Genomic DNA, 26,132 nt, shown 5'->3' on the forward strand with positions numbered 1-26,132 from the left:
CAGGCGTTCCGCCGGTGGTTGCGGGCGGTTCCCGGTGTCAGCGTGCTGGCGCCTCCCCCGTCCACCCCGCCGAACAGAGCGTTCTCGCCCGAAGAACACCACGTCGGGCTTGAGCCCGCGGCGTTCGGCCGGTGGTTACGGACGGCCGGTGTTCTCGCTGGTCAGGCGTTATGGACGGCGTTGTAGAGGTCGCGCTTGGGGACGCCGGCCGACTTGGCCACCTCGGCGATGGCCTGCTTGCGCGGCACGCCCGCGCCCTCGCGCCTGGCCACCTCCTCGACCAGTTCCTCGATGACCGGCGCGGCCTCCTCGGCGGTGCGCCCGGCCACCACCAGCGTGATCTCGCCCCTGACCTCGCCCGCGGCCCATTCGGCCAGCTCGCCGAGGCCGCCGCGGCGTACCTCCTCGTAGGTCTTGGTGAGCTCCCGGCAGACGGCGGCGGGCCGCTGCGCGCCGAAGGCCTCCGCCATCGCCTCAAGGGTCGCGTGCAGGCGGTGCGGCGCCTCGAAGAACACCATCGTGCGCTCCTCGGCCGCCAGCGCCGCCAGCCGCCTGGACCGCTCCCCCGGCTTGCGCGGCGGGAACCCCTCGAAGCAGAACCGGTCGCTCGGCAGGCCGGAGACGGCGAGGGCGGTCGTCACCGCAGACGGGCCCGGCAGCGCCGTCACGGGCAGGCCCGCCTCGACCGCGAGGCGGGTGAGCCGATAGCCGGGGTCGGAGACGCCCGGCATCCCCGCGTCGGTGATCACGACGACGGTGCGGCCCTCGCGCAGCGCCTCCAGCAGCTCGGCGGCCCGCGCGCTCTCGTTGGCGTCGTAGTAGGACACCACCCGGCCACCGATGGCGATGTCCAGGTCGGCCGCGAGCCGCCGCAGCCGGCGGGTGTCCTCCGCGGCGATCACGTCGGCCGCGGCGAGCACCTCGCGCAGCCGTGGGGACGCGTCTTTGGGCTGGCCGATCGGGGCTCCGGCGAGAACGAGCACCCGTCCACCCTATGGGGACATGAAACATTCATCGACGAACGGCCAGATACTCCAATCCACGCGCGAGCCGTGTCCTCAACGGGGACTCACCAGTAATCTGTCGGCGTGGCCGTGACCGACTATTCCCACAAGGCGTTCGAGCAGCCGGAAGAGGGACCACAGGACGACGCTCCCTCGGTTTCCCTGCGCGACCGGCTCGTGCCGCCCATGCCCGGCAGCGCCATGTGGGGCTGGCTCGGCCCCATCCTGGTCGCCCTCTTCGGCGGATTCCTGCGGTTCTACCGCCTGGGCACGCCGCACGCCGTCGTCTTCGACGAGACCTACTACGCCAAGGACGCCTTCGCCACCATCAAATACGGTGTCGAACGGCAGTTCGTCGACGGCGCGGACAAGCTCCTGCTCGCCGGCAACGAGAACATCTTCAAGCACTGCGGCTCGGTGAGCGAGTGCGCCTCCTACGTGGTGCACCCGCCGGTCGGCAAGTGGCTGATCGGCGTCGGCGAGCTGATCTTCGGAGCGAACCCGCTCGGCTGGCGCTTCACCGCCGCGCTGCTCGGCACGCTGTCCATCCTGATCCTCGCCCGCACGGCCCGCAGGATGACCCGCTCGACGCTGCTCGGCTGCGCGGCCGGTCTGCTGCTGTCGCTCGACGCCCTCCACTTCGTGCTGTCGCGTACGGCGCTGCTGGACATCTTCCTGATGTTCTGGGTGCTCGCCGGGTTCGCCTGCCTCGTGGCCGACCGGGACTGGTCCCGCAGCCGGCTGGCCGAGTGGCACGAGGCGGGGTCGCCCGCGGAGGGGCCGCGGCTGGGCCTGCGGCCCTGGCGCCTGGCCGCCGGGTTGTGCCTCGGCCTGGCCATGGCCACCAAGTGGACCGGCGGCTTCTACATCGCCGCCTTCGCGATCATGACGCTGCTGTGGGACGCGGGCGCCCGGCGGGCCGTCGGCACGCCCCGGCCGTACGGCACGGTCATCCGCCGCGACCTGCCGCTCGCCACGGCGTGGATGGCGGCCGTCCCGGTCCTCACCTACATCGTGTCGTTCACGGGGTGGTTCGTCACCGACAAGGGCTACGGGCGCAACTGGGACCAGGCGACCTCCAGCGGCCCGGTCTACTTCATCATCGACTCGCTCCGCTCCTGGTTCGACTACCAGAAGCAGGTGCTCAGCTTCCACACCGGTCTGGAGTCGAGCCATCCGTACCAGTCCGAGCCGTGGCAGTGGCCGCTGCTGCTGCGCCCGGTGGCGTTCTTCTACGAGTCGCCGAAGAACTGCGGCGCCGACTCCTGCTCCTGGGCGGTGCTCGGCACCGGGACGCCGGTCATCTGGTACGCCGGTCTGATCGCGCTCATCGGCATGATCGCCTGGTATGTCGCGACCCGCGACTGGCGGGCGGGCGCGGTGCTGCTCGGCTACGCCGCCGGATGGCTGCCGTGGTTCTACTTCGCCATCGCGGACAACCGGACGATGTTCATGTTCTACGCGATGCCGATGGTGCCGTTCATGATCCTCGCACTCGTGCTGGCCTGCGGGTTGATCATCGGCAAGGAGGATCCGGCCCGGCCCAACCGGCGCGTGGTCGGCACGGCCGTGGTCGGCGCGTTCGTGCTCCTGGCCCTGGTCAACTTCGGCTGGCTCTATCCCGTGATCGGCGCCGAATCCGTCCCGTACGAATCCTGGCACGCGAGGATGCTGTTCGACTCGTGGATCTGACACCCCCGTATCGTTGGGCGCGTACTGTGCGCCCTATGGTGCACCCAGAGGGGGGGTGGTCGCGAGTGATGCCCGGTCGTCGTCAACGATGGGGTCGATACGGCAGACTGCGGGTCATGCCCGCACCTGACGTCGCCGCGCTCCTCGCCCTGCTGGAGCGCTCCGAGCCGGACGTCGCCGAGCCCGCCCGCGTCGCGGTCGAGTGGCTCGCCGGCGGCGAGGCGCTGGAGACCATCAGCCAGTTCGACGTGTGCGAGTTCCTCTGGTACACGCTGCCGATCAAGGTGCCGGGCGACCAGGCGACCATCGCCAGGGCGCTCGGCCGGTTGCTCAGGCTCGCGGGCATGGAGCGTTACGCCGCCCTGTGCGACTCCCCGGCCACCGCACGCATCCTGATGACGTACGCCAGGGAGGGCGAGGAGGCCGGGGCCGCGGCCTACCACCGTGAGCTGGAGGCCACCGGGGTGCTGCCCCCGGACGTCGCCGAGCTGTCATGGAGCTCGATCATGGGGCCGGAGGAGCTCGGGGCGCACGTCGCGTGCGCGGCCGCCCTGGAACTGGCCATCGTCACCGGCGACCCGGTGGACCGCGAGGAGCTGACCCGCCGGTGGCTCACCGCGCCCCGCCCGGAGCTGGGCGGCGACTGCTGGCTGCACCGGGTGCACGGCGAGCGGCTGAACCGCTGGGTGCTCGGGCGCGGCACCGCCCGCCGCGAGCTCGCCCAGCCCTTCGAGGTGCGGCTGCACGCCCCCATCGCGGCTCCGGACGAGCCCCACCTGGAACCGCTGCGGTGGCTGCTCGGCCTGGCCCGCACCGGGGTTCGCCTGACCGAGCGGCTCAACGTCGGGCGTGCCGTGGCCGCCGAGGCGGCCGACCGGTTCGGCTGGGGCAATCCCACCAGGCCGGGGGCCGTACGCGGCGAGGCCGACGTGCCCGCGCTCACCGAGCTGCGGCAGATCGCCGTACACGATCTCGGGGCACTGCGGCGCAGCGGCCGGAGGCTGGTGCTCACGACCACGGGCAGAAACCTGCTGGACGACCGCGCCGCCATGTGGGACGCGGCGGCGCCCACGCTGCTCGTCCCCGCGCCCGGGGAGCACGACTTCGAGGTCTCCATCCGCGAGTCGGCGCTGATGATCCTCGTGGACGGCGACGTGGTGCGCGACGGCGACCTGCGCGCCCGGATCGCCGAGGTGGTCAACGGCGAGGGCTGGCGCGCCACGGACGGCGGCCGGGTCGGCGGCGCCGACCTCACCGGCCCGCTCTCCCGGCTCCGCCACCGCCTCGACGCCCTGGGCCTCGACACGCTGGGCTTCGACACTCAGGGCGCTGGCGCTCAGGGCCCTGACGCTCCGGGCCTGAACGCTCAGGGCCCCGGCGCTTCGGGCGCCGACGCTTCGGGCCTCGTCGGCCCCGAGCCGGGGGCCGCGGCTCAGGAAGGCCAGGCGACGGCTTCGGCGCCGCGGGCGACGGGTTCTGCGCCCGAGGGCACGCGCCGCGAGCCCGTGACGCGGGTGGCGGGCGACGACGCGCCGTGGCGGCTCACGGACGCCGGGCGGCGCGCCGCGCTGGCCGCGCTGCGCGCCCAGGCCCTGCGGCCCCGCCAGTACGCCGGCCTGGGCTGAACGCACTCCACCGACCTCGGCCGACCCGGCCTTCCGCCGTCCGAAGCGGTGCCGCGTACGCCGCCAATGGCGGGCACCGGGCGCGGACGGCGGCAGGCCCCGGGGAGGCTTCAGGCGCAGACGGAGCCGTTGAGCCTGAACTGCGCCGGGGTCGGGTTGACTCCCGTGTGAGTGCCGTTGAAGCCGATGGTGATCGAGGCGCCGGCAGTGAGGTCCTTGCCCCAGGCCGGGGCCTCCGCCGTCACCTGTGTGCCGGTCTGGGACCACGTGGCCACCCATCCCGAGGTCACCTGCTGGCCGGTGTCCGGGAAGGTGAACGTGAGCCGCCAGTCCCTGACGGGCTGGGTGCCCGTGTTGGTGATCGAGATGTTCACGGTCATCCCGCTGGACCAGGGGTACGCCTGGTAGGTCACCCGGCAGGCGCCCTGGGCCGGGACCGACGGCGAGGTCGTGACGATGACGTCGTTGTGGACCCGCACCGTCACGCTCTCGGACGCGGGCCCCACCGCGCCCTTCGTGTCCACGGCCACGACGTGCAGCTCGTGGTCCTCGTAGGGGACGCCGTAGGGCGGCCACGGCAGGGCGAAGGTGCCCTCGGTGGCCGCGGGCTGGAAGGTCGCCACGTTGGTTGTGCCCTCCCTGACGTAGTAGCAGGCGATGCCGTCCTCGTCGGTGGCGGGCGCCCAGCGCAGGGTGACCGAGTTCAGGAACACATGGACGACCTCGGGCGTCCCCGGGGCGCTCGGCGGCGTGTTCTGCGGCGCCGCCGAAGAGGCCGGGCCGGTGTTGCAGGGCATCGCCGACGCGGCCGCCAGCAGCGGCGTCGTCACCGTCGCGGCTCCCGCCCCGGTCTCTGCCGCCAGCGGCGCGAACAGCGCGGCGGCCGCCAGGAGCACCGCCGTGAGCCAGGCGCTGATCTCCTTCTTCGATCTCATCGTCCGCATCCCTCGTGTCGATCGGCGGTCCCGGTGACGGCGATCGTCCACAGCGGAGGGCGGGCCGGTCAACGTACGCCGGAGCGGCAGGCCGTACGCGCCTGGTGGGCGGGGCACGGCGCTGCAACTTTCATCCGCGGCCTTCGAGGACCTCCAGGTAGTGGGCGTTGCGCATGATCCCGAGGATGTTGCCGAACGGGTCGGCGACCGAGGCCGTGACGAACCCGGGCCGCGCTCCGTGGGCGACTCGTGCTGTTTCGCGCCCATCGACAGCAACCTGTCCGGCCGTCCCGGCTGCGCCACCGGATCGAGGCCGTGCGCGCCGCGACGGTCGCGGTGCCGGGGCACGGCCCCACGGTGGACCCCGAGACGCTGATCTCGATCGCCGCGGCCGTCCGCGACCACGAGACCCTGCGGTTCGACTACCTCGGCCACCGAGGCGGCGAGGGACGCCGTACGGCCGAGCCGCACCGGCTCGTCTTCACCGGCCGGCGCTGGTATCTGCCGGCCTGGGACGTCGACCGCGACGACTGGCGGACCTTCCGCGCCGACCGGATGCGGCTCCGCGTCCCGAACGGCCCCCGCTTCACCCCGCGCGAACCGCCCGAGGACGGCGCCGCCGCCCACGTCGTACGCGGAGCGGGCTCGGCCGCCTGGAGGCACCGGGCCGTCGTACGGCTGCACGCGCCCGCCGATGTTGTGGGCGCGCGGCTCACCGCCGCGGCCGGGCTGCCGCGCGCCGACGGCGCGGACGCCTGCGTGCTGGAGACCGGCGGCGACTCGCTCCACAACCTGACCGCCTTCCTCACCGGGCTCGACGTGCCCTGCACCGTGCTCGACCCGCCCGAGCTGCGCGATCATCTGCGCGCGCCGGCCGGACGCTACCTCGACGCGGCGGGCGGACGGCGAGCGGATAACGTGTGAGGTCATGCCGGACGAGACATCCGCCGCAGGCGACGACATCCGACGCGTGACCGCGTTCTGGCGGGAGCTGGGCCTGCCGGGCCTGATCGACGTCCACACCCACTTCATGCCGGAACGCGTCCTGACCAAGGTGTGGGCCTACTTCGACTCCGCCGGGCCGCTGGTCGGCCGGCCCTGGCCGATCGCCTATCGGCTGGCCGAGGACGACCGCGTCGAGCGGCTCAGGGCCTTCGGCGTGCGGGCGTTCACCTCCATGCTCTATCCCCACAAGCCGGGCATGGCGGAGTGGCTGAACGACTGGGCCGCCGGTTTCGCCGCCCGGGTGCCCGGTTGCCTGCACACGGCCACGTTCTTCCCCGAGCCCGGCGCCGGGCGATACGTCGCGCAGGCCATCGAGCGGGGCGCCCGGGTGTTCAAGGCGCATCTCCAGGTCGGCGCGTACGACCCGAACGACCCGCTGCTCGACGACGTCTGGGGGCTGCTGGAGGACCACGGCATCCCGGTCGTCACGCACTGCGGGTCGGGCCCGGCCCCCGGGCCGTACACCGGGCCGGAACCGATCGCGGCCCTGCTCTCCCGGCATCCCAGGCTGCCGCTCGTGATCGCCCACATGGGCACGCCCGAGTATGCCGAGTTCCTCGATCTGGCCCTGCGGCATCCGGCGGTCTTCCTGGACACGACGATGGCCTTCACCGGCTTCACCGAGGAGACCGCGCCGTTCCCCAGGGAGGCCGTCCCGCTGCTGCTGGAGCTGCAGGACCGCGTCCTGCTCGGCACCGACTTCCCCAACATCCCCTATCCGTACGGCGAGGCGCTGACGGCCCTGGCCGACCTGGACCTGGGAGACGAGTGGCTCCGCGCGGTCTGTCACGACAACGCCGCCAAGATCTTCGGCCTCGGTCAGGCCGAGGACATGACCTCATAGGTCATGCCGCGCTCCCGGGGGTCTTGAGCGTGCCGTGCAGCAGGATGTCCACGAGCTCCTCCGGGGACGCCTCCACGCCGCCGGAAGCGGCCTGAGGACGGACGAAGAGCATTCCCATGAAGACGGAGGCGATCTTCTCGGGCTCCAGGCGGAGCGCCGCCCGGTCGGGTTCGATCAGCTCGACCATCGCCTCGTGGATCGCCCTCATCGAGGCCTCCCTGCCTCGCGAGGCGCCGCCGCCTCCGGGCCTGCCTTCCTGGGCCCGCCCGCCGCTTTGCGGGGCCTGCCCGACGCTTTCCTCGCCCTGCCGTCCGCGGCGTTCGAGGCGGTGGCCGGTGCCGTGGAGGGCGCCGATCACGGCTCCCATGCGTTCCAGGTGGGCGCGCAGCGCCTCGACCGCCTGCGCCAGCCGGTCGGCGAGCGGGTCGTCCAGGGAGATCGAGGCCAGCTCGCGCAGCACGTGACCGGGGTCCGTCGCCTCGGTCACGCACGCGTCGAGCAGCTCGTCCTTGTCGGCGAAGACCCGGAAGACGGTGCCCTCGCCGATTCCGGCGGCCCGGGCGATCTGGCTCGTGGTGACGGCGGCGCCGCGCTCGGCGACCAGCGGAAGCGCGGCGGCGACGATCATCGCCCTGCGCTGCTCGGTGCTCATGGCCGGCGCACGCCGGCGGGGAGTGGTGTCCGTCATGCCCTCAATGTACGGAGTGAGCACTCACTCCGTCAAACGCGATGTTCAGCACGGCTCACTGGGGTCGTTCTCACCGGGGACGCCGTCGCCGGCCCGGGCCGCCATCGTCGGGTCGCAAACGGCCGGGAGGCGCAGGACGAAGCGGGCGCCGACCGGGCTGTCCTCGATTTTCAGGCTGCCCCCGTGGGCCTCCGCGATCTGGCGGGCGATCGGCAGCCCCAGCCCCGCGCCTCCGGCGTTCCTGCTGCGTGCCGTGTCCAGCCGGGTGAACCGGTCGAACACGATCTCGCGCTTGTCCTGATCGATGCCCGGCCCGTCGTCGCCGACCTCCAGCACCGCGGTGCCGCGCCCCTCGCCGGCCTCGTGCCGTACGGACACGGAGACCTTCGACCTGGCATGCCGTTCGGCGTTGTCGAAGAGGCTGGTCAGCAACCGGGCGAGGCGCATCCTGTCGCCGGCCACGATGGCGCCGGGCTTGAGTGCGCATTCGTACCGCTTGGTCTTCTGCGCGCGTCCCCGCAACTCCGCGGCCACGAGCACGGCCAGATCGATCCTGGCCTGTTCGCCGTAGACACCGTGCTCCAGCCGCTCGATGGTCAGCAGGTCGTGCACGATCGCCTCCAGCCGCTCGAGACTGGGCAGGATGGCCTCGCCCAGCTGGGAGACGCTGGTCTCCTCCGGCGCGAGGAGACCGTCCTCCACCTCGGCGCGCATGGCCGCTATCGGCGTACGCAGATCATGGGAGGCGTTGGAGACGAACTGGCGCTGATGTTGCAGCGCGCTCTGCACCTGCTGTAACGCGCCGTCGAGCCGGCTCAGCGTATGGTTGACGCTCTCGGCCATCGCCCGGATCTCGTCTCGCGCGGGCGGCATCGGCACCCGGCGGCTGGGACAGGTCTCGTTGATCTCATCCAGTTCCGTGCGGATGGCGTCGACCGGCCTGAGCGATGCCCGCACGTCCCGGTAACCCAGATAGGTGATGGCCGCGGCCAGCGCCGCCGCGCTCAGTCCCACCAGCGAGGCCAGCCAGGGATCGACCCACGGCGGCACCTGCGGGGCCGCGCTGTAGACCAGCCATCTCTCGCCGCTGCGGTGCGCCCACTGGGCCACGACGACGTTGCATCCGGGGGCCGCGAAGTCATCGCCGCACACGACACGACTGATGCTGTTCCTGGTGTCCGGCGGAATGAAGTTCGCCATTCTCGGCTTGCCACGCATATTCGCGGTCGCGGCGACCACCCGGCCGGACGGGTCGACCACCTGGAGATCGCGGCTCTTGTAGACGTCGAGCGGGTAGGTCATCTGCCCCCGCTCGATCTGGACGGCCACGCGGCCGCCCGCCGCCGAGATCTCCCTCTCGACGTCGTCACTGACGTAATGATGGATGCCCGTCATTATGGACAGGGCCAGCAGCGCGCACAGGAAAGTCGCCATCACCCCGGTGAACAGAGTGATGCGAAACGTGATGGAGAAACGGTCGTGCAGGCGCATCCTCCCCCCTCCCGGCCAGTGGACCATATGCGGCGGAAAGAACCGGAAAAGAAATGCCTGTCCTATATCGGTAGGCCGCCAGGGCCCCTCCACGTCTCCGGCGGAACACCAAGATTTCCCCGTCTCTCGTCCGCGTGTCCCCCTGTGCGGGCTCCCACGGCAGCTCGGACGGCGATAAAAGCGTCTCCAGCGTCGCACCCTGCATGGCCGGGTAGCGATTCGCCCCTCCTGATCGGGTGTGTCATCCCGGGAGCGCGCAGGCCCACAAAATCGAGTACGACATACTCAGTTTCCCTCATCTCAACCATGTCGCAGTGATTCGACAGCAGGGATTCGGCAAGCGGGGAGGGGCCCCTGGGCGGGAGAGCGCTGGTTCTCGGCGGCGGGCCGACCGGGATCGCCTGGGAGGCGGGTGTCTCGCCGGCCGGGCCGAGCAGGGCATCGACGTACGCGACGCCAGCCTCATCGCGGGCACCTCCGCCGATGCCGTGGTGGGAGCTCAGATCGCCGCGGGCCTCCACCCCGAGAAGCCGCTGGAGGCACAACTCGTGTACGGCGAACGCCTCGCGAAACCGACCGCCATGGGAGTAATAGGCCTGATTTGGTCGCTGAAGAGGTCAAAGAGCCCCCAGGAGTTCGGCGTACGAATGGGGCGTATTGCGCGAACTGCGGTCACGCCGCCCGAAGAGGAGCACATCGCGGAGATCGGGCGCCGGCTCGGAGACGTCCGCGGCTGGCCGAAAAACGCGCTTTCTGATCCCCGCCGTCGACGCCGGCTCGGGAGAACCGGCCGTCTTCGACGCGGAAAGCGGGTCGATCTGGTGCACGCGGTCGCGGCAGGTACCGGGCCAGGCATCCGGCCACCGGTGTCGATCAGCGGGCGCGCGTACATCGACGACCCGTCGCGCCGCGCACCCGCGGCCATGGCCGGCAAGGCCGTGGGCATCCGCATGGCCGCCGAGGCCGCCCACGTGTGGAACGACCCTCCGTACTGGAACACGACCGGGCAGGAGATGAGCCATCCAGGACGTGGCAGAGGCAGCGGAGAGGCACGGCAGATGGATCACCTGCCGGACCTTCGTCGTGGTGAAGCTATAGGGATGTGAACCCCCTGGTGCCGGCCGGCTCCGGACGCGGACGGCCGAAGACCAGCGCGGGCATCAGCCGGCCGCCGAACACCGTAGTAGCCGGATCGCCGGCCTGGACCGCGACGACCGCCGCCGGCATCACCAGGCAGGCGGGGGTGTAGAGGAACAGGTTGAGCCAGTAGAACGGCATGCCGGTGTCGGCGCCGATGCCGAACGCCCACACCAGGCCCGCCGCCCCGCGCAGCAGCACCCCGCAGCCCACCGCGAGGGTGACCAGCGAGGCGAGCCTGCCGCCTCGTCCGCGTGAGCGGGCCACCACCGCGGCGGCGCCCGTGGTCAGCGCGGCGACCAGCGGGATCAGCACGGGCGGGGTGAAGGGCACCTCCATGTTCAGCACGGCGAGAGACAGGGCCCTGACGTCGTGGGCGGGCCAGGTGCGGCCCGTCGTCCAGTAGAGGTGTGCCGCCGCGTCGGTGAGCAGAACTCCGGCGACCAGGTTCGCGAGGCGCTTGCGCGTTCGAGTGTTCACACCCTGGAGGAGGGGCCGCCCGCCGAGGAGGTTCCATGGAACCTTCCGGGCCTTCGCCTCCTCTGAAAGGACATGACCATGTCCTCGTCCTGGCCTGTCGCCGAGCTCGACCCGGTGCGACGGCTGCGCGTGCTCGCCTCCGCGATCGCGGGCGCGTACGTCAGCGAGCGCACGATCCCGGCCCCCTTCGACGTGGTGTGGGGCATCGCGAGCGATCTGGAGAGGAGCTTCGGCACCTTCGAGCCCGACATGAGGGGCCTGACCATCGACGCGGACCTGGGCGGGGGCCGGCTCGTGGCACGGGCCCGCAGCAGGTATGGCATGCGCGCCCGTTTCGACGTGGATCTTCAGCCCGGCTGGTGCTGGATGCAGAGCCGCTTCCTGCTCATCGGCCTGGCGGCCACCGCCGTGCCCGGTGGCACCCTGGTCGCCCAGACCGGCGGCGTCCGCGTCCCCGGGCGCGCGGCGCTGATCCCCATCGGCGTACGCGCCGCGGGCGAGCGCGCCCTGGCCGCCCTCGCTCTCCAGGCCGGGCAGACCGCCCGATGACCGCGCACGACACCGCCGCCCTGGTGGTGGCCGCCCAGCGCGGCGACACCGTGGCGATGAACGACCTGCTCAAGGAGCTCACGCCCTACCTCGGCCGGATCTGCGGCCCGATCGCGCTGGACGCCGGGGCCGACGCCGCCCAGGAGGCGCTGATCGCGGTCTTCCGCAACCTGCGCACGCTGAAGGAACCCGCCGCCCTGTACGGCTGGGCACGGGCGATCGCCGTACGGGAAGCGGTGCGGATCGCCAAGCGGGAGGGCCGCACGGTGGCCGCCGAGCTGACCGAGCTGCCCTCCCCGGTCGACGTCGAACGCGCCGCCGACATCAGGGACGTGCTGGGGCATCTGTCCCCCGAACACCGCGCGGTGCTCGTGCTGCGCGACCTGGAAGGGCTGGAGGAGAGCGCGGCGGCCCGGTTGCTCGACGTGCCGGCCGGCACGGTCAAGTCGCGCCTGCACCGGGCCCGCGAGAGCTTCAGGCGGGCCTGGCAGTCATGACCCAGGTTCGGACCACATGTGCGCTGGCTGCGGCGGGAACAAGGCGGTGGCCGTACCTCCCGGCGGCCCGGGGCAGCGAAAAGGCCCGCCAGGTGGATCACCTGACGGGCCTTCGTCGTGGTGGAGCTATGGGGATTTGAACCCCAGACCCCTTCGATGCGAACGAAGTGCGCTACCGGACTGCGCTATAGCCCCAACGACCTCGACTAGATTAGCAAACTCTGCGGGGTGTTCGCGCCACCAAATCAGTCCCCGGCCGCGCGGCGCCCGTCGGCGTACTGGTCGAAGACCTGCACACGCCTGCGCGCCTCGAACTTGATGATCTCCGCCTCGCGGGCCGCCTCGGCCAGGGCGCGGCGGCGCTCCCGCCGGCGGCGCAGGTGCTCGGCCCGCATCCGGGCGGCCCTCTCCCGCTGCTCCCTGTCCGCGCGTACGGCCACGCGCAGCACGGCGAGGTAGCCGAGCAGGAGCACGCCCGAGGGTGCGACCGCCCACCAGGGCATCACGCGTACGGCCGCGGTGACCACGGAGGCCAGCACGAGCAGGATGCTCCACAGGAGCCGCCGCCTGCGCCGGGCGAGGATCCGGGCGCGGCGGTGAGCGGCGACACGGCGGGCCCGCGCATGCCGCTCCGCCGCGACCTGGTCGGCCGTGACGGTCTCGTTGCCCGGGGCCGCGTCGGAAGCGGCGACGGCCGGCGGGGTGACGACCGTGTCGGCGTCGCCTCCGTCCGCATCCCCGTCGGAATCGTCGGCGTCATCGGCGTCGTCCGAGGCCTCCGGCGCCTCGGCGCAGTCGGCGGCGGGCCGCTCGGACAGCGTGTTCGCCACGGCCTGCTCCTCGAACAGCTCGTCGTCGGTGTGCCGGTCCCGGCGCAGCCACATGGGCAGCAGGACGCTGAGCCACATGACGACGATGGCCAGGTAGAGCAGGGCACTACCCATGCGGCCACCTCCGGACCGCCGTACGGGCGTGCCGGAGGGCATGGTGAACACATCCGTGGCCCTGGGTCGGCGGAGAGGTGTTCACGTCACGCACCGTAGGACTGTGTGTCACTGAATGACGAGCATTCAGTCCGGTGTGTCGCGAGATCGTCAAAGCTCTTCATGTAATTCGATCCCGTGCGAACGCGCGATTTCCACAGGCCAGCGCGTGCGGGCCGCTACCGGTGGGCCAGCGGCGGCCGGGGCGGGAGGGACGGGATCCGCTTGCTCATGGCGATGCCTCCGGTGACACGGTTTCTGTCGAGTGCCACCGAGCATCACAGCGCCCGCTAGTGATCGGCTTGTCCTTCGATTGCAGCCGGCCGTACGCCGGCTCCTAACCGGGGCTGGACTCGCTGCGGCGGGCGGCCGAGTTCATGGTGCGGCGCCACTGGACGAGCAGTCCGCGGGGCACGTCCTCCACGGTCAGCGCGTAGCAGATGTGGTCGCGCCAGGCGCCGTCGATGTGCAGCTGACGCCGGCGGATGCCCTCCTCGCGGAACCCGAGCTTCTCCACGACCCTGCGGCTGGCCTGGTTCTCCGGCCGGATGTTGGCCTCGAGGCGGTGTAAACCGGTCGTGAAGAAGCAGTGGTCCACCGCCATGGCGAGGGCGGTCGGGATGATGCCCCGCCCGGCGAGCGCGCCGTCGACCCAGTAGCCCACCTGAGCGGAGCGGGCCGATCCCCACACGATCGCGCCCACGGTGAGCTGCCCGGCGAACCGCCCCTCGTACGTGACCACCCAGGGCATGGCCATGCCCTGGCGGGCCTCGCGGCGCAGCGTGCCGACCATCGAGACGTACGGCCCGAGACCGGTGCGGAACAGCGGGGTCTCGGGGTTGCTCGGCTCCCACGGGCGGAGCCATTCGGCGTTGCGCAGCCGGGTGTCGCGCCAGTCACGGACGTCACGCAGGCGCAGCGGCCGCAGCCCGACGGGCCCCTCGGCCATGGTTGCCGGCCAGCCGCGAAGTCGATCCATTCGTCAATCATCCACCGGAACACGGTCAACGCGCCACGCGGGACGCGCCGCGGTCTCGGCCGGCTGCTCAGCGGGCATGATCGCCGCCGTGGATCTGGTCGACGACGTGGGCCAGGATCGGGGTCAGCACGGCCATGCCGTCCCGTACGCCGCCGGAGGACCCGGGCAGGTTGACCACCAGAGTCGTGCCCGCCTGCCCGGCGAGACCCCGGGACAGGATCGACGCCGGCACCTTCTCCCGGTTGACCTGACGGATGGCCTCGGCGATGCCGGGAATCTCCCGGTCGAGCACCCGGCGGGTCATCTCCGGGGTGAGATCGAGGGGCGTCACCCCGGTGCCGCCCGTGGTGACGATCACGTCGTAGCCCGCGGCGACGCCCTCGCGCAGCGCGGCCTCGACGGCGTCGCCGTCCGGGATCACGCGGGGCCCGTCCACCTGGTCGCAGCCCGCCTCCTTGAGCAGGCCGGCCAGCAGCGGCCCGGACCTGTCCTCGTAGACGCCCGCGGACGCCCTGTTGGACACCGTCACCACCAACGCGCGCACGCCTTACTCCTGTCCGGGCCGGGTCCAGTGGCCCGTCTTGCCGCCCGTCTTCTCCTCGACCCGGACGTCGCTGATCACGGCCGCCGGGTCCACCGCCTTGACCATGTCCACCAGTGCGAGCGCCGCGACGGTGACGGCCGTGAGCGCCTCCATCTCGACGCCCGTCCTGTCGGCCGTACGGACCCGGGCGGTGATCTCCACCCCCTCGTCCACGACGGCGAGGTCGACCTTCACGCCGGTCAGGGCGATCGGGTGGCACAGCGGCACGAGGTCGGGAGTGCGCTTGGCGCCCATGATCCCGGCGATCCGCGCCACGCCGAGCGCGTCGCCCTTGGGCACGTCACCCGCGCGGAGCACGGCCACCGCCTCGGGCGACAGCAGCACGCGCCCGGTCGCGACGGAGGTGCGCGCGCTCACGTCCTTCTCGGAGACGTCCACCATCCGGGCGGCGCCCGACTCGTCCACGTGAGTCAGCTTCGCAGTGCCGTCATTCACAGGGGTATCACCTCCACCTCGGCGCCCTCGGGCAGCGAGGTCTCGTCCTCCGGCACCACGATCAGCGCGTTCGCCCCGGCCAGCGCCGCGAGCTGGTGCGAGCCCTGCCCGGTCACCGGTGCGACGCTCTCGCCCGTCAGCACGGCCCGCAGGTACGACCGCTTGCCCGCCGGGGACCGCACCGGCCCGGTGAGGGCCGCGCGCGCGGTCGCGGGCGGCCCGGCCGGAAGGCCCTGCATCGCCCGCAGGGCCGGCTTGACGAAGAGCACGAACGACACGAACGACGAGACCGGGTTGCCGGGCAGCGTGAAGATCGGCACGCGGTCGGGCCCCACGACGCCGAAGCCCTGCGGCATGCCCGGCTGCATGGCGACCTTCTCGAAGGTCACCGTGCCCAGCGGCGACAGGGCCTCCTTGACCGGCTCGTACGCCCCCATGGAGACGCCGCCGCTGGTGATCACGGCGTCGGCCCGCACGAGCTGGGCGTCCAGCGTGTCCATGAACTCCTTGGGGTCGTCGGTCACCGAACCGGCCCGGAACCCCTGCGCCCCCGCCTCGCGTACGGCGGCGGCGAGCATGAAGCTGTTGGACTCCCAGATGCGGCCCGCGCCCAGCGGGGTGCCGGGCTCGCTGAGCTCGGCACCCGTGGACAGCACGACCACCCTCGGCCGGGGCCGCACCAGCACCCGGCGGCGGCCCACCCCGGCGAGTATCCCGATCTGGGCGGGCCCGATCCTGACGCCCTCGCGGAGCACCACGTCGCCCGCCCGCACGTCCTCGCCCGCCCGCCTGATCGCGTTGCCAGGCGGGGCCGGCCTGTCGATCCGTACGCGGGCGGTGCCGCCGTCGGTCCACTCCACCGGAACGACGGCGTCGGCGCCGGTGGGCACGGGCGCCCCGGTCATGATGCGGGTGACCAGGCCGGGGCCGAGGGCGTTCAGCCCGCCGTCCCCCGCCGCGACGTCCCCGATCACGGGCAGCGTGACGGGCGCGGCGGCCACGTCCTCGGCCCGTACGGCATAGCCGTCCATGGCCGAGTTGTCGAACGGCGGCAGCGGGACGGGCGAGGCGACGTCCTCGGCCAGCACGGCGCCGAGGGCGGCCTCGATCTCGACCTCCAGCGGTGCGAGCGGTCGCACCACCGCGAGGATGTCGGCGAGATGGCGGTCGACGGGTTTCATCGGCTCACTGTCCGGACTTGTCCAGGAACTCCCGCAGCCACGGCAGGAACTCGGGGGCGAGGTCGTCCCGGTTCGCGGCGAACTGCACCACGGTCTGCAGATACTCCAGCTTGTTGCCGGTGTCGTAACGACGGCCGCGGAACAACACGCCGTGCACCGGACCGCCCTCCTCCGGGCCCATCGATGCAAGGGTGCGCAGGGCGTCGGTGAGCTGGATCTCGCCGCCGCGTCCCGGCGGGGTGCGCTCCAGCACGTCGAACACGGCGGGGTCGATCACATAACGGCCGATGACGGCCCAGTTGGAGGGCGCCTCGTCGGCCGGGGGCTTCTCCACGAGGTCCGTGACGCGGACGACGTCGTCCTCGTCGGTCGGTTCGATGGCGGCGGCGCCGTACAGGGAGATCTGCTCGCGCGGCACCTCCATCAGCGCGATGACGCTGCCGCCGTAGGTCGCGCGCGCCTCGATCATGCGCTTGAGCAGCGGGTCGCGGGGGTCGATGATGTCGTCGCCGAGCAGACAGGCGAACGGCTCGTGGCCGACGTGCTGCTTGGCGCACAGGACGGCGTGGCCGAGACCCTTCGGCTCGCCCTGCCGCACGTAGTGCATGGTGGCGAGGTCGACGGGCTCCTTGACCTGGTTGAGCCGCTCTTCGTCGCCCTTCGCGCGAAGAGCGTCCTCAAGCTCGTACGCTACGTCGAAGTGGTCCTCGATCGAACGCTTGTTGCGGCCGGTCACCATGAGGACGTCCAGCAGTCCGGCGGAGACGGCCTCCTCCACCACGTATTGGATGGCCGGCTTGTCGACGATGGGCAGCATCTCCTTGGGGGTCGCCTTCGTGGCGGGAAGGAAGCGGGTGCCGAGACCCGCGGCGGGCACGACGGCTTTGGTCACGGGATCGAAGTCAGCCATGAGTAGACACTAACGGAGCAGTCTTTGGACAAGATGAACCTGCGTCGGCGTATATTGCGCGGCCGCTCGGAGCTCGATCCCGGGACGTTGCGCGAGTCGTCGGCGGCCATCAGGGAGTTACTCCTCGACCAGCCGTGGGTGCAGATGGCGGGCCTGGTGGCCTGCTACTGGTCGACGGGCACCGAGCCGGCCACGCAGGGACTGATCCTGGCCCTGTGGAAGCACGGCGCCACGGTGATGCTGCCGGTGCAGCGCCCGGACGGCGACCTCGACTGGGCGGTGTACGACGGGCCCGACTCCCTGGTCCCCGGTCCGTACGGAATCATGGAGCCGGTGGACGTCCGGCGCGGCGTCGACGCGATCCGCACCGCCGCGCTGGTGATCGCGCCGGCCCTCGCCGTCGACCGGGTGACCGGCGTACGGCTCGGCCGCGGCGGCGGGTTCTACGACCGGGCGCTCGCCCGCGTCGGGCCGAATGTGCCAACGGTGGCGCTCCTGCACGAGGGCGAGTTGCTGGAGGGGGTTCCCGCCGAGCCGCATGACCAGCGCGTCCGCTTTGCTGCTCTTCCCAGCGGAATCGCCCGCTTGGTACAGATATGACAAGATTGACATAAGAGACGGCGAAGGGAGCGGATCGGTCTGAACGTCTGGCTGCTCCTGTCCGCCGTCGTCGTCATCGCGGCCATCGCGTCCGTACGGATCGCGCATCGCACCGGCCTTCCCTCGCTGCTCCTCTATCTCGGCCTCGGGCTGCTGCTCGGCGAGGGCGGCCCCATCGGCATCAACTTCGACAACGCCCAGATGGCCCAGCAACTCGGCCTGGTCGCGCTCGCCGTGATCCTCGCCGAGGGTGGTCTCACCACCAACTGGAAACACGTACGCGACGCCGTCCCGACGGCGCTCGTGCTCGCCACGGTCGGAATCGCGGTCAGCGTCGTCGTGCTCGCGGCGGGCGTCGCCGTCCTGCTCGGCATGGAATGGCGCATGGCGCTGCTGCTGGGCGCGTTCCTGGCGTCGACCGACGCGGCGGCCGTGTTCTCCGTGCTGAGACGGCTGCCGCTGCCGCCCCGGCTCGCCGGGATCCTGGAGGCCGAGTCGGGCTTCAACGACGCCCCGACCGTCATCCTCGTGATCATGCTGAGCGCGGGCTCGTCGTTCGAGCTCTCGCTGCCGCACATCCTGCTGGACACCACCGTCGAGCTCGTCATCGGCGCGGCCGTCGGTCTCGCCGTGGGCCCGGCGGGGGTGTACGCGCTGCGCCGGGTCGCGCTGCCCGCCTCCGGCCTCTACCCGATCGCGGTGCTGGCGCTGGCGTTCATCACCTACAGCGGGGCGACCCTGCTGCACGGCAGCGGGTTCCTCGCGGTCTACCTGACCACGCTGGTCCTGGGCAACGCCAGGCTCCCCCACCGCGCCGCCACGCGCGGCTTCGCGGAGGGCGCCGCCTGGCTCGCCCAGATCGGGCTGTTCGTCATGCTCGGCATGCTCGCGGACCCGGGCGAACTGCCGGGCGTGCTCGTCCCAGCCGTGGTGTCGGGCCTGCTGCTGGTCCTGGTCGCCCGGCCGGCGTCCGTGGTGGTGTCCGCGGCGATCGCCCGGCTCCTGCGCCTCGGTGCGCTGTCGTGGCGCGAGCAGGTGTTCCTGTCGTGGGCCGGGCTGCGCGGTGCGGTGCCCATCGTGCTGGCCGCGATCCCCTGGGCCGCCGGGCTGCCGGGGGCGAAGGGCCTGTTCAACGACGTGTTCATCATCGTCATCGTGTTCACGATCCTCCAGGGGCCCACGCTGCCGTACCTCGCCAGGCTGCTCGGCCTGGCGGCGGAGGGCGAGGCCCGCGACCTCGACGTGGAGGCCGCGCCACTGGAAGAGCTGAACGCCGAGCTGCTGCAGGTCCGCATCCCGCCCGGCTCGCTCATGCACGGTGTGGAGATCTTCGAGCTCCGGCTGCCCGCGAACGCCATGGTCACCCTCGTCGTACGGAACGGGCAGTCGTTCGTGCCCACGCCGACGACGCGGCTGCTGGCGGGCGACCAGCTCCTCGTGGTCACCACGGCCGCCCAGCGGGAGACGGTCGAACGCCGCCTGCGCGCCGTCAGCCGCCGCGGCAAGCTGGCCGGCTGGTACGGCGAACGCGGCGGCTGACCGTCGTAGGGGCTGCTTTCGCGTGGCGGTCCGGGCTGAGTTTGCGCTGCGGCGGTCCGGGCGGTGGTTTGTGACGCGGTCCGGGCCGCGGTTTGCACTGCGGCGGTCCGGGCTGCGGCGGTCCGGGCTGCGGCGGTTTGGGCGGCGGTTCAGGGCTCGGTTCGGGCTGCGGACGGATCGCGGACGGATCGCGGGCGGACCGCTCGTGGATCGCGGGCGAGGCTCGGCGGGAACCCGCTGGGATCTCGGCGGGAGCCCGGCGAGATCTCGGCGGGGATCTTGGCGGGGATCCTGGCGCGCGCGAATGGGACGGCGCGGGGCAATAAACCGGGCTGGAGTGGCGTTTGGGCTTGTTGACTGCTTACCATTAGCAATCGACCCGGTCGAGTGCCAGTCTCAGGAGGAGCGAGTGCCTACCTACCAGTACGCCTGTACCGCTTGCGGTGAGCAGCTGGAGGCCGTCCAGAAGTTCTCTGACGACCCGCTCACGGAGTGCCCAGCCTGCCAGGGCAAGCTGCGCAAGGTCTTCTCCGCGGTTGGCATCGTGTTCAAGGGCTCCGGGTTCTATCGGACCGACAGCCGTTCTTCGAGCTCGTCCACGACCACGGCCACCACGACGACGACGTCCTCGAAGTCGTCCGGCGACTCCGGCAAGAAGGAGCCCGCGACCTCCACGAGCTCGTCTTCGTCCTCGTCGTCGAGCGCCTCCTCGTCGAGCACGTCGTCGTCCGGTTCGACCGCCGCCGCCTGAGGTTATCCACAGGGGCCGACGGCACGCGCCGGACGTGCTGCGCCGTTCGCTAGTGTCGGCCCATGGTCAATCGCGCAGACATCGGGGTCATCGGCGGCTCGGGGTTCTACTCCCTGCTTGAGGACGCCGAAGAGATCGACATCACGACGCCGTACGGCCCGCCGAGTGACACGATCACCGTGGGCCGCATCGGCGACCGAACCGTCGCGTTCGTCCCCCGGCACGGCCGCGGCCACACCTTCCCTCCCCACCGCATCCCTTATCGGGCGAACATGTGGGCCCTTCGCTCCCTCGGCGTACGCCAGGTGCTCGCGCCCAGCGCGGTCGGGTCCCTGCGCCCGGAGATCGGCCCGGGCGCCCTCGTGATCCCCGACCAGCTCGTGGACCGCACGCAGGGCCGCGAGCAGACCTACTACGACGCGGGCGGGGCGGTCCACGTGTCGTTCTCCGACCCCTACTGCCCCTCCGGCCGGGCGGCCGCCGTGGCCACTGCCCGCGAGACGGGCTGGGACACGGTCGACGGCGGCACTCTGGTCGTGGTCCAGGGGCCCCGGTTCTCCACCCGGGCCGAGTCGAAGTGGTTCGCGGGGGCGGGCTGGTCGATCATCGGCATGACCGGGCACCCCGAGGCCGTGCTCGCCCGCGAACTCGCCCTCTGCTACACGACCCTCGCCCTCGTGACCGACCACGACGCCGGTGTGGAGGCCGGTGAGGGGGTCACCCACGAGGAAGTGCTGGCCTTCTTCGCCGCCAACGTGGAGCGGATGCGCACGCTTGTCGCGCAGGTCGTCGAGGCCCTTCCGGAGGAGCGCATCTGCCCCTGCGGCAACGCCCTCGACGGGATCAAGCTGCCGATCGAGCTCCCCTGACGCCGATGCGTGCCATGCCGTACGGCCCTGTCCGGCCGCGCGATCGGCGGCGGAACCGGCGGCGGAACCGGCGGCGCGCCACCGCCGCCGGGGCATCGCCTGGACAGGCGATCCATGGGGGCCATCGGCGTGAAGCGTCCACGATGCAACCGGCCCTCGCGAGGAGGCTTGCAAGGAGGCTCGCAAGGAGGCGAGAGGCGAAACCGAGATGGTCATGCGTGATCTGAAGCGGCTGAGGACGCGCCGTCGCCGTCCGATCGCCGCCGTCCTCGCCGGTCTGGCGGTGGCCTGCGTGCTGCTGGCCGTCCGCACCCCTGACGGGGTGGAGGTCCTCGCCGCCGCCCGCGATCTCCCCGGAGGCCGTCTGGCAGCCGCCGACGTCGTGGTCGTACGGCTCCCGCCCGATGCGGTGCCCGCCGGGGCGTACGCGCCGGGCACCCCGGTCTCGGGCCGCGTGCTCGCCGGTCCATTGCGTCGAGGCGAGCTCCTCACCGACGCCCGGCTGCTCGGCTCGGCCCTGTTCCGCCAGACCCTGGCCGGGCAGGCGTACGGCGGCCAAGCCGGCGGCGGCTCGGGCGGCGGCGACCCGGCCGACGGTGGTTCAGCCAGTGGCAGCGCGGCCGACAGTGATTCGGCGGACGTCGGCTCAGCCGGCGGCGGCCCGGCCGCGGCACCAGGGGCGCCGGACCCGCAAGCCGATGCGTCGGCTGCGCGAGCGGGAACGCCAGCCATCGAACCGGGTCTGGTCGCGACGCCGGTCAGGATGGCCGATCCCGACGCCGCCCGCCTGCTGTCGCCGGGAGACGTGATCGACGTCCTGGCGGCCTTCGAGGACGGGCCTTTCCAGGCCAGGACCGTCGCCCGGGAGGTGCGGGTGATCGCCCGGCCACCCGGCCGTACGGACGGCGGCGCGCTGCTGGTGCTGGCCACGACCCCGGCGCAGGCGGCCCAGCTCGCCCAAGCCCAGGCACAGGGCAGGCTGTCGATGACCATCCACCCGCACTGACGGACTGTGCCCAGGCTGTGGAGGGGCTTTGCCCGGGCGGCGGAGCGCGCCCGGGGTTTGTCAGAACGGCAGCGGGGCCGATCAGGCGGTGGTCACCTGCGGCGTGCAGGGGGCGTCCGTCGTCGCCGCCCCGGCCTGCCGTCAGGCCCGCTGGTCACGCGTGACCTGCCGAAACGTCTCCTCGGACCCGGCGTAACGCCCGGCGCCGAGGTTGCTCGGCCGAGGGCGATCGTCAGAGTTTCGCGCCAAGTTGGGGATCGTACTCCCAGTGCCAGGGCTCGAAGGGGCTGTGATACGACCAGTCGGGGTGTATCCAGCCATACCGCTTGCTGTTGGCCTCCAGCCAGTTGAACTGGACAGACCGGAAGTTCTGCACCCCGCCGCACAAGTCGACCGCGAGCCCCAGCCCGTGGTTGCTCTTGCCCGGAGTGGCGGCGAAACCGGGCCGCCGATAGTAGATGGACTGCTGCTCGCTCAGACTGCGATAGCTGTCCGAGATGCACATCGAGGTGCCGAAGCGCTTCTTGTAAGCGATGTTGAGATCGGCGAAGGCGATCGCCGCGTCCGCCCGCAGTTCCTCCCCGGCCTGCGGCAGGGGGCACAGGATGGTCTGGGGCAGCAGGCCGTTCGGGTACTGCTCCGCCTGGCCGATCCTGGTCGGGTCGCAGCCGCCCGCCCCCTTGCTGCTGATCTTCACACCAAGTTTGATCAGCGCCTTGGTCAGCGACCGCACCAGCGAGCTGGAGCGTTTGCGCAACGCGGCGACCTGCGCGCTCAGCTGCGCCTCCTGCAGGAGGCTGGCCGCCCGGAGCTCCTGCGCCTCCTCTGCGAGCCGCTGCTGCCGTTCCAAGAGCTTCACCGCGTCGCCGAGCACGTTGTTCCGTCCGGCGACGATGTGGTCGAGGTCGGCGATCCTCCGGAGCGTCTCCGTGCCGTTCCCCGCCCTGAAGAACGGGCTGAGCCCGTCGAGCGAGGGGTCCTGATACATCGACGAGGCGAGGTCCGACAGCGGCTTGCGCATCTTGTTGAGCTCCGCCGTGGCCTGCTGGAGACTCTCCAACTTGGCCGCCAGCGCCTTCTCGACGGTGCCGAACTTCTTCTGCCGCGCCACCAGTGCCCGGTTCGCGTCCTCGATCGACTTGTACGCCTTCTGAGCCTCCCGCCGCAGCTCGGTCAGCGTGGTGGGCTCCTTGTCGAGCGTCATTACGCTTTCCCCCGCGGACGCCGTACGGACCTTCGCGGTCGTGGTGTCGGCCAAGGCCGGCGCGGCCGTGCCGTACGGTGCGGAGACGGTCAGCGAAGTCATCGCCGTGACGACCGCGATCAGCCTGGCTGATCGAGGAGATGACACGATCGATTCCCCCGTTTGCGAACTCTTGACCTGGGTCAGGGACGCACGTTACTACAGCGCCCTGTGTGCCCGAGCCCCGGTTCGCATAAGTGCTATCGACCGGACACGTCGCATTTGCGCGTTTCCCAGCTCATCGCCCGCCTTCGGGCTGGCTCTCATGCTCCCGGCAGAGCTCCCACAGCCACGTGTCCCGCCACTCCGGCTCGCACGTGAACGTCTCCTCCTCGTGAGGCTCCGGCTCCTCCGTCGGCCGGCTCGCCTTCGGCGTCGTGGCCGTGTGGATGATCCGTTGGACGGGCCGGGCGATCGGAAGGATCCGTACGACCCCCTCGTAGAGACGCGCGGGACCGGGCGGCGCGGGCACCGGGGTCGGATTCAGCAGGGGTCTCGTCCCCGCCATCGTGATCACGTGGATCCTCTGAGCTTCTCGGCCGTCCACCGTTGGTGGCATGGCGGGCCGCGCAGCAGGCGTTCCGGCGGGGGCCCGATCTCCCCCGGTCTCGGCAGTGGTCTCGGCGCGCTTCTGGTCCGCCGCCCGAGCCGGTGCCGCGCGTACGGCCGCGCTGCCCGATAACTGAGCCCGCGCCCGCTCCCCATAGCCGGTGAAGTCGGCCATGAGCATGCCCGAGGCAAGGATCGCCGGCGCGAGCAGCGCCGCGACGAGCAGCACCGATCGCAGCCTGCGCGCGGATCCACGTCGCGTTAGGGTCACGGCCAGCGACGGTAATCCCCCTCCCCTGACCGGCGTACGACCACTTGCCATCGCTTTACCGCAGGTCAGCCCGCCGATGACCGGCGCACCACGAAACGACACCCCTGGGGAGGCGCGAGCGGGCCCAACCTTTCGCTAGGCTTACTGGTGCACATCATGCGCCTCCGTAGCTCAGGGGATAGAGCACCGCTCTCCTAAAGCGGGTGCCGCAGGTTCGAATCCTGCCGGGGGCACTCTTTGATCAGCCGAAACGGCCCCCACCTGGGGCTTCTCCGAATCCATCTCGTGATCTTGCGCAGTGAGATGCAGCCGTAGGCAGCTGCATGTCAGTGATCGCGAAATATACGCGAAATGATCTTACAGGTGTTTCCCCAGGTCAGGCCGCACATGCGAAGAGGCACGCTGCGCCCCGCCAGTTGGGCCACCTCGGCTGCCGGAACGCCCGCGTTCAACCACAGCGAGACGGTCGGCTGTCACGGTCGCATGGGACCGGGGTACGCGCAGGGTGGTCCGCGCCCTCATCGAGGGTCGTAGCGCCAGAAACGCAGCTTGAACAGCTCTACGCGAAAGATGTCAGGCGGAAAGTCCGGATCGACGTCGTTCTCTAGCGTCTTCGCGTGCACTTCGACCGACCATTCGACATCAGCGCATCCCAGGTCGAACGTCTTATGGTTGTCACCCCCGAGGTACTCGCGCGCCTGGACCTTGCCTGATGGCACGCGCACCCGGCCGCTCCACGAGCGCTCCCAGGAGGGATCGACAGCCGGGGGCGGACCGCTCCACAATTCGAACCGCACGTAGACGCTGCTTTCCCTGTCCGCGCTGCAAAGGAAGAACTTGTCGTCAGTCTCGATCCACCAGTAGTCCTCCCGCGCTTCTGTCGTCGACGACACGGTCAGATCGTCACCGCTGTCGCCGTCTACGATGTCGAAGCCCCCGTAGAGATCCTTGATCTCTTCTACGAAACTCGTCAGGCATTCAGCCACGCCGCACCTCATCTCACGCTCGGAGCCCGCATCAGGGATCAAAGCAGGCAGGTACGACAACCCAGCAGAGCGATCAACGACCGCTGGCACTAACCCCCACGTCCCGCGAAAGCGAAGGGCCCCGGGTAGCCCGAGGCCCTTCCAAGGTAACCCTGTCTCAGTCGTCCAGAGCGGCTGTGATCTTGTTGTTCGCCTGGAGTGCCTGGCCTTCCACGCACTTGGCGTAGACGCGTTGGAGAACCTCCACACTGTGCCCGGCACGCTGGGCGACCTCGGTTGCCGGAACGCCGATATTGAGCCAGAGCGAGACGGCCGCGTGCCGAAGGTCGTACGGCCGAGCAGCCAGCGGCGAGGCCGCCTGCTCCGGCCCGAAACCGATCGCCCGCGCCTCCTGCCAGATCCGAGAGATCGCCGAGGCGGTGTAGGGGCGGCCCTTGGCGGTGCGGAACAGCCGGCCATCGTCGGCCACGCCGTACCGCTTGATGTGCTCTCTGAGGATCGCCACCAGGACCGGCGGGATCGGGATCGGGCGGGTTTCCCGCTCGGCCCGATGCTTAAGGCCACGCTCGTCGTGTGCCTCCCCCGAGTCGGTATAGCGCTTGTTCGCCTGTGGGCGAGTCTTCTCCAGCGTCAGCATGCCCCAGCCCTCATCGGGCAACTGGCAGTTCTCCCGCCGGAGGCCCGCGGCCTCCTCCGGGCGCAGCGCGGCGTAGTACATGCACGCGTATAGAGCCATCATGCGCGGCCCGCGCGAGCGGCCGACGTAGCTCACCGCGGCGAGCAGCGCCCCCGCCTGACGAGGGTTGACCACCGTCCGAGGGTCGACGGCTTCCGTCGACTTGGGCGGAGTCCACTTGATCTCGCGCAGCGGGTTGGAGGGCAAGACCTTCTCTTCAACGGCGAGCTCCAGGAGGTGATTGAGGACCTCTCGCTTACGCAGGACGGTGTTCGCCGCCGCCTTCTTACCGGCGAAGGTCACGGAGATTGCATCGAGGCCACGCCGGAGAACGCCGGCCTCTTGCAGGTCGGCCAGCGGAAGCGACGCGGTTTCCAGCCAGCGCAGGACCGCCGCCCGGTTTCTGGGCAGCTCCGCGCGCCGGTCTGCCGGGAGCAGGGCGTGATCTCGCAGCACCTCACGCAGTTCCGCATCGTCAGGCTTACCCGGCAGGTCCTTGACGAAGGCAGGGACGAGAGCCATCAGGGCGTACGTGTCGGTCTCCCGAGTACGCGCCGCCGATGCCTTCCAGCGTCGCGCCACGTACTCCTGAGCGAAGCTCAA

The 26,132-nt window shown here is 71.2% G+C and carries 27 protein-coding genes and 2 tRNA genes; 13 read left to right on the forward strand and 16 right to left on the reverse strand.

Annotation, left to right across the window (positions count from 1 at the left end):
* Nucleotides 1-161 precede the first annotated feature (161 nt).
* Nucleotides 162-983: a 16S rRNA (cytidine(1402)-2'-O)-methyltransferase gene (gene rsmI / locus HCK04_RS37035; RefSeq protein WP_142651995.1), complete on the reverse strand. Its 822-nt coding sequence runs from the start codon at nucleotides 981-983 to the stop codon at nucleotides 162-164.
* Nucleotides 984-1,190: 207 nt separating this feature from the next.
* Here rsmI and HCK04_RS37040 point away from each other — a divergent pair, with 207 nt between their 5' ends.
* Complete coding sequence (locus HCK04_RS37040; protein ID WP_205831177.1) at nucleotides 1,191-2,696, forward strand: phospholipid carrier-dependent glycosyltransferase; 1,506 nt, start codon at nucleotides 1,191-1,193, stop codon at nucleotides 2,694-2,696.
* A 116-nt stretch (nucleotides 2,697-2,812) separates the two neighbouring features.
* On the forward strand, nucleotides 2,813-4,321 hold the full coding sequence (locus HCK04_RS37045; protein ID WP_142651997.1) for a hypothetical protein: 1,509 nt from the start codon (nucleotides 2,813-2,815) through the stop codon (nucleotides 4,319-4,321).
* Between the two features lie 110 nt (nucleotides 4,322-4,431).
* Here HCK04_RS37045 and HCK04_RS37050 read toward each other — a convergent pair whose 3' ends face one another.
* The gene (locus HCK04_RS37050; RefSeq protein ID WP_142651998.1) at nucleotides 4,432-5,256 is read right to left on the reverse strand and encodes a cellulose binding domain-containing protein; all 825 of its coding nucleotides are present in this window, start codon (nucleotides 5,254-5,256) and stop codon (nucleotides 4,432-4,434) included.
* Between the two features lie 315 nt (nucleotides 5,257-5,571).
* Between HCK04_RS37050 and HCK04_RS37055 the strand changes: the two genes are divergently transcribed.
* Both HCK04_RS37055 and HCK04_RS37060 read left to right on the forward strand, forming a co-directional pair.
* Nucleotides 5,572-6,180, forward strand: a complete 609-nt coding sequence (locus HCK04_RS37055; RefSeq protein WP_260617539.1) for a WYL domain-containing protein — start codon at nucleotides 5,572-5,574, stop codon at nucleotides 6,178-6,180.
* Between the two features lie 4 nt (nucleotides 6,181-6,184).
* Nucleotides 6,185-7,105, forward strand: a complete 921-nt coding sequence (locus HCK04_RS37060; protein WP_142652000.1) for an amidohydrolase family protein — start codon at nucleotides 6,185-6,187, stop codon at nucleotides 7,103-7,105.
* A 1-nt stretch (nucleotide 7,106) separates the two neighbouring features.
* Here HCK04_RS37060 and HCK04_RS37065 read toward each other — a convergent pair whose 3' ends face one another.
* Nucleotides 7,107-7,793 (reverse strand): TetR/AcrR family transcriptional regulator, encoded by a 687-nt coding sequence (locus tag HCK04_RS37065; protein ID WP_240972170.1) that lies wholly within the window; start codon nucleotides 7,791-7,793, stop codon nucleotides 7,107-7,109.
* Between the two features lie 45 nt (nucleotides 7,794-7,838).
* A complete protein-coding gene (locus HCK04_RS37070) occupies nucleotides 7,839-9,284 on the reverse strand; it encodes a HAMP domain-containing sensor histidine kinase (protein ID WP_142652001.1) in 1,446 nt (481 codons plus the stop codon).
* 314 nt (nucleotides 9,285-9,598) lie between these two features.
* On the opposite strand from HCK04_RS37070, the gene HCK04_RS37075 reads away from it, so the two are divergent.
* Nucleotides 9,599-10,390, forward strand: coding sequence for a patatin-like phospholipase family protein (locus HCK04_RS37075; RefSeq protein ID WP_168066569.1), 792 nt, complete (start codon nucleotides 9,599-9,601; stop codon nucleotides 10,388-10,390).
* Here the strand turns inward: HCK04_RS37075 and HCK04_RS37080 are convergent.
* Nucleotides 10,377-10,901 carry a DUF3995 domain-containing protein gene (locus HCK04_RS37080; RefSeq protein ID WP_142652003.1) on the reverse strand — a complete coding sequence of 175 codons (525 nt, stop codon included), beginning with the start codon at nucleotides 10,899-10,901 and terminating at the stop codon, nucleotides 10,377-10,379. The two genes, HCK04_RS37075 and HCK04_RS37080, sit on opposite strands and share 14 nt — an antisense overlap.
* Before the next feature lie 78 nt (nucleotides 10,902-10,979).
* Here HCK04_RS37080 and HCK04_RS37085 point away from each other — a divergent pair, with 78 nt between their 5' ends.
* Both HCK04_RS37085 and HCK04_RS37090 read left to right on the forward strand, forming a co-directional pair.
* Entirely contained in the window at nucleotides 10,980-11,450 is a 471-nt protein-coding gene (locus HCK04_RS37085) for a hypothetical protein (RefSeq protein ID WP_205831175.1), read from the forward strand.
* Nucleotides 11,447-11,947 carry a sigma-70 family RNA polymerase sigma factor gene (locus HCK04_RS37090; RefSeq protein ID WP_142652005.1) on the forward strand — a complete coding sequence of 167 codons (501 nt, stop codon included), beginning with the start codon at nucleotides 11,447-11,449 and terminating at the stop codon, nucleotides 11,945-11,947. Before HCK04_RS37085 ends, HCK04_RS37090 begins: the two co-directional genes overlap by 4 nt.
* 118 nt (nucleotides 11,948-12,065) lie before the next feature.
* Here the strand turns inward: HCK04_RS37090 and HCK04_RS37095 are convergent.
* From HCK04_RS37095 to galU, 7 genes are all read right to left on the reverse strand, one after another.
* Nucleotides 12,066-12,142: transfer RNA gene (locus tag HCK04_RS37095), tRNA-Ala, on the reverse strand.
* A 50-nt stretch (nucleotides 12,143-12,192) separates the two neighbouring features.
* Nucleotides 12,193-12,891, reverse strand: coding sequence for a hypothetical protein (locus tag HCK04_RS37100; RefSeq protein ID WP_142652006.1), 699 nt, complete (start codon nucleotides 12,889-12,891; stop codon nucleotides 12,193-12,195).
* A 376-nt stretch (nucleotides 12,892-13,267) separates the two neighbouring features.
* Nucleotides 13,268-13,909, reverse strand: a complete 642-nt coding sequence (locus HCK04_RS37105) for a GNAT family protein (RefSeq protein WP_142652007.1) — start codon at nucleotides 13,907-13,909, stop codon at nucleotides 13,268-13,270.
* A gap of 67 nt (nucleotides 13,910-13,976) precedes the next feature.
* The gene (locus HCK04_RS37110; RefSeq protein WP_142652008.1) at nucleotides 13,977-14,453 is read right to left on the reverse strand and encodes a MogA/MoaB family molybdenum cofactor biosynthesis protein; all 477 of its coding nucleotides are present in this window, start codon (nucleotides 14,451-14,453) and stop codon (nucleotides 13,977-13,979) included.
* 3 nt (nucleotides 14,454-14,456) lie between these two features.
* Nucleotides 14,457-14,948: a cyclic pyranopterin monophosphate synthase MoaC gene (moaC, locus tag HCK04_RS37115; protein WP_142652010.1), complete on the reverse strand. Its 492-nt coding sequence runs from the start codon at nucleotides 14,946-14,948 to the stop codon at nucleotides 14,457-14,459.
* Nucleotides 14,945-16,129, reverse strand: a complete 1,185-nt coding sequence (gene glp, locus HCK04_RS37120; protein WP_142652012.1) for a gephyrin-like molybdotransferase Glp — start codon at nucleotides 16,127-16,129, stop codon at nucleotides 14,945-14,947. The genes moaC and glp overlap by 4 nt, the downstream gene beginning before the upstream one ends.
* A 4-nt stretch (nucleotides 16,130-16,133) precedes the next feature.
* Nucleotides 16,134-17,039 carry a UTP--glucose-1-phosphate uridylyltransferase GalU gene (gene galU / locus HCK04_RS37125; RefSeq protein ID WP_142652014.1) on the reverse strand — a complete coding sequence of 302 codons (906 nt, stop codon included), beginning with the start codon at nucleotides 17,037-17,039 and terminating at the stop codon, nucleotides 16,134-16,136.
* 33 nt (nucleotides 17,040-17,072) lie between these two features.
* Here galU and HCK04_RS37130 point away from each other — a divergent pair, with 33 nt between their 5' ends.
* The 5 genes from HCK04_RS37130 (at nucleotide 17,073) to HCK04_RS37150 (ending at nucleotide 21,804) form a co-directional block, all read left to right on the forward strand.
* On the forward strand, nucleotides 17,073-17,639 hold the full coding sequence (locus tag HCK04_RS37130; protein WP_142652033.1) for a 5-formyltetrahydrofolate cyclo-ligase: 567 nt from the start codon (nucleotides 17,073-17,075) through the stop codon (nucleotides 17,637-17,639).
* Between the two features lie 51 nt (nucleotides 17,640-17,690).
* On the forward strand, nucleotides 17,691-19,178 hold the full coding sequence (locus HCK04_RS37135) for a potassium/proton antiporter (protein WP_312845792.1): 1,488 nt from the start codon (nucleotides 17,691-17,693) through the stop codon (nucleotides 19,176-19,178).
* A 409-nt stretch (nucleotides 19,179-19,587) separates the two neighbouring features.
* Entirely contained in the window at nucleotides 19,588-19,929 is a 342-nt protein-coding gene (locus HCK04_RS37140) for an FmdB family zinc ribbon protein (RefSeq protein ID WP_142652017.1), read from the forward strand.
* Between the two features lie 62 nt (nucleotides 19,930-19,991).
* Nucleotides 19,992-20,798 (forward strand): S-methyl-5'-thioadenosine phosphorylase, encoded by an 807-nt coding sequence (locus tag HCK04_RS37145; protein WP_142652019.1) that lies wholly within the window; start codon nucleotides 19,992-19,994, stop codon nucleotides 20,796-20,798.
* A gap of 214 nt (nucleotides 20,799-21,012) precedes the next feature.
* Nucleotides 21,013-21,804: an SAF domain-containing protein gene (locus tag HCK04_RS37150; protein ID WP_142652021.1), complete on the forward strand. Its 792-nt coding sequence runs from the start codon at nucleotides 21,013-21,015 to the stop codon at nucleotides 21,802-21,804.
* 232 nt (nucleotides 21,805-22,036) lie between these two features.
* On the opposite strand, the gene HCK04_RS37155 is transcribed toward HCK04_RS37150, so the two are convergent.
* Both HCK04_RS37155 and HCK04_RS37160 read right to left on the reverse strand, forming a co-directional pair.
* Nucleotides 22,037-23,155, reverse strand: a complete 1,119-nt coding sequence (locus HCK04_RS37155) for a M15 family metallopeptidase (RefSeq protein ID WP_142652023.1) — start codon at nucleotides 23,153-23,155, stop codon at nucleotides 22,037-22,039.
* 130 nt (nucleotides 23,156-23,285) lie between these two features.
* Entirely contained in the window at nucleotides 23,286-23,867 is a 582-nt protein-coding gene (locus HCK04_RS37160; RefSeq protein WP_142652025.1) for a hypothetical protein, read from the reverse strand.
* 160 nt (nucleotides 23,868-24,027) lie between these two features.
* On the opposite strand from HCK04_RS37160, the gene HCK04_RS37165 reads away from it, so the two are divergent.
* A tRNA-Arg gene (locus HCK04_RS37165) sits at nucleotides 24,028-24,100 on the forward strand.
* Between the two features lie 285 nt (nucleotides 24,101-24,385).
* On the opposite strand, the gene HCK04_RS37170 is transcribed toward HCK04_RS37165, so the two are convergent.
* Nucleotides 24,386-24,853: a hypothetical protein gene (locus tag HCK04_RS37170; protein WP_142652027.1), complete on the reverse strand. Its 468-nt coding sequence runs from the start codon at nucleotides 24,851-24,853 to the stop codon at nucleotides 24,386-24,388.
* 157 nt (nucleotides 24,854-25,010) lie between these two features.
* Nucleotides 25,011-26,132: tyrosine-type recombinase/integrase (locus HCK04_RS37175; protein WP_277351613.1), on the reverse strand; the 1,122-nt coding region annotated here is incomplete at its 5' end.

Source organism: Microbispora sp. CL1-1, from assembly GCF_012034195.1.
Lineage (GTDB): Bacteria > Actinomycetota > Actinomycetes > Streptosporangiales > Streptosporangiaceae > Microbispora.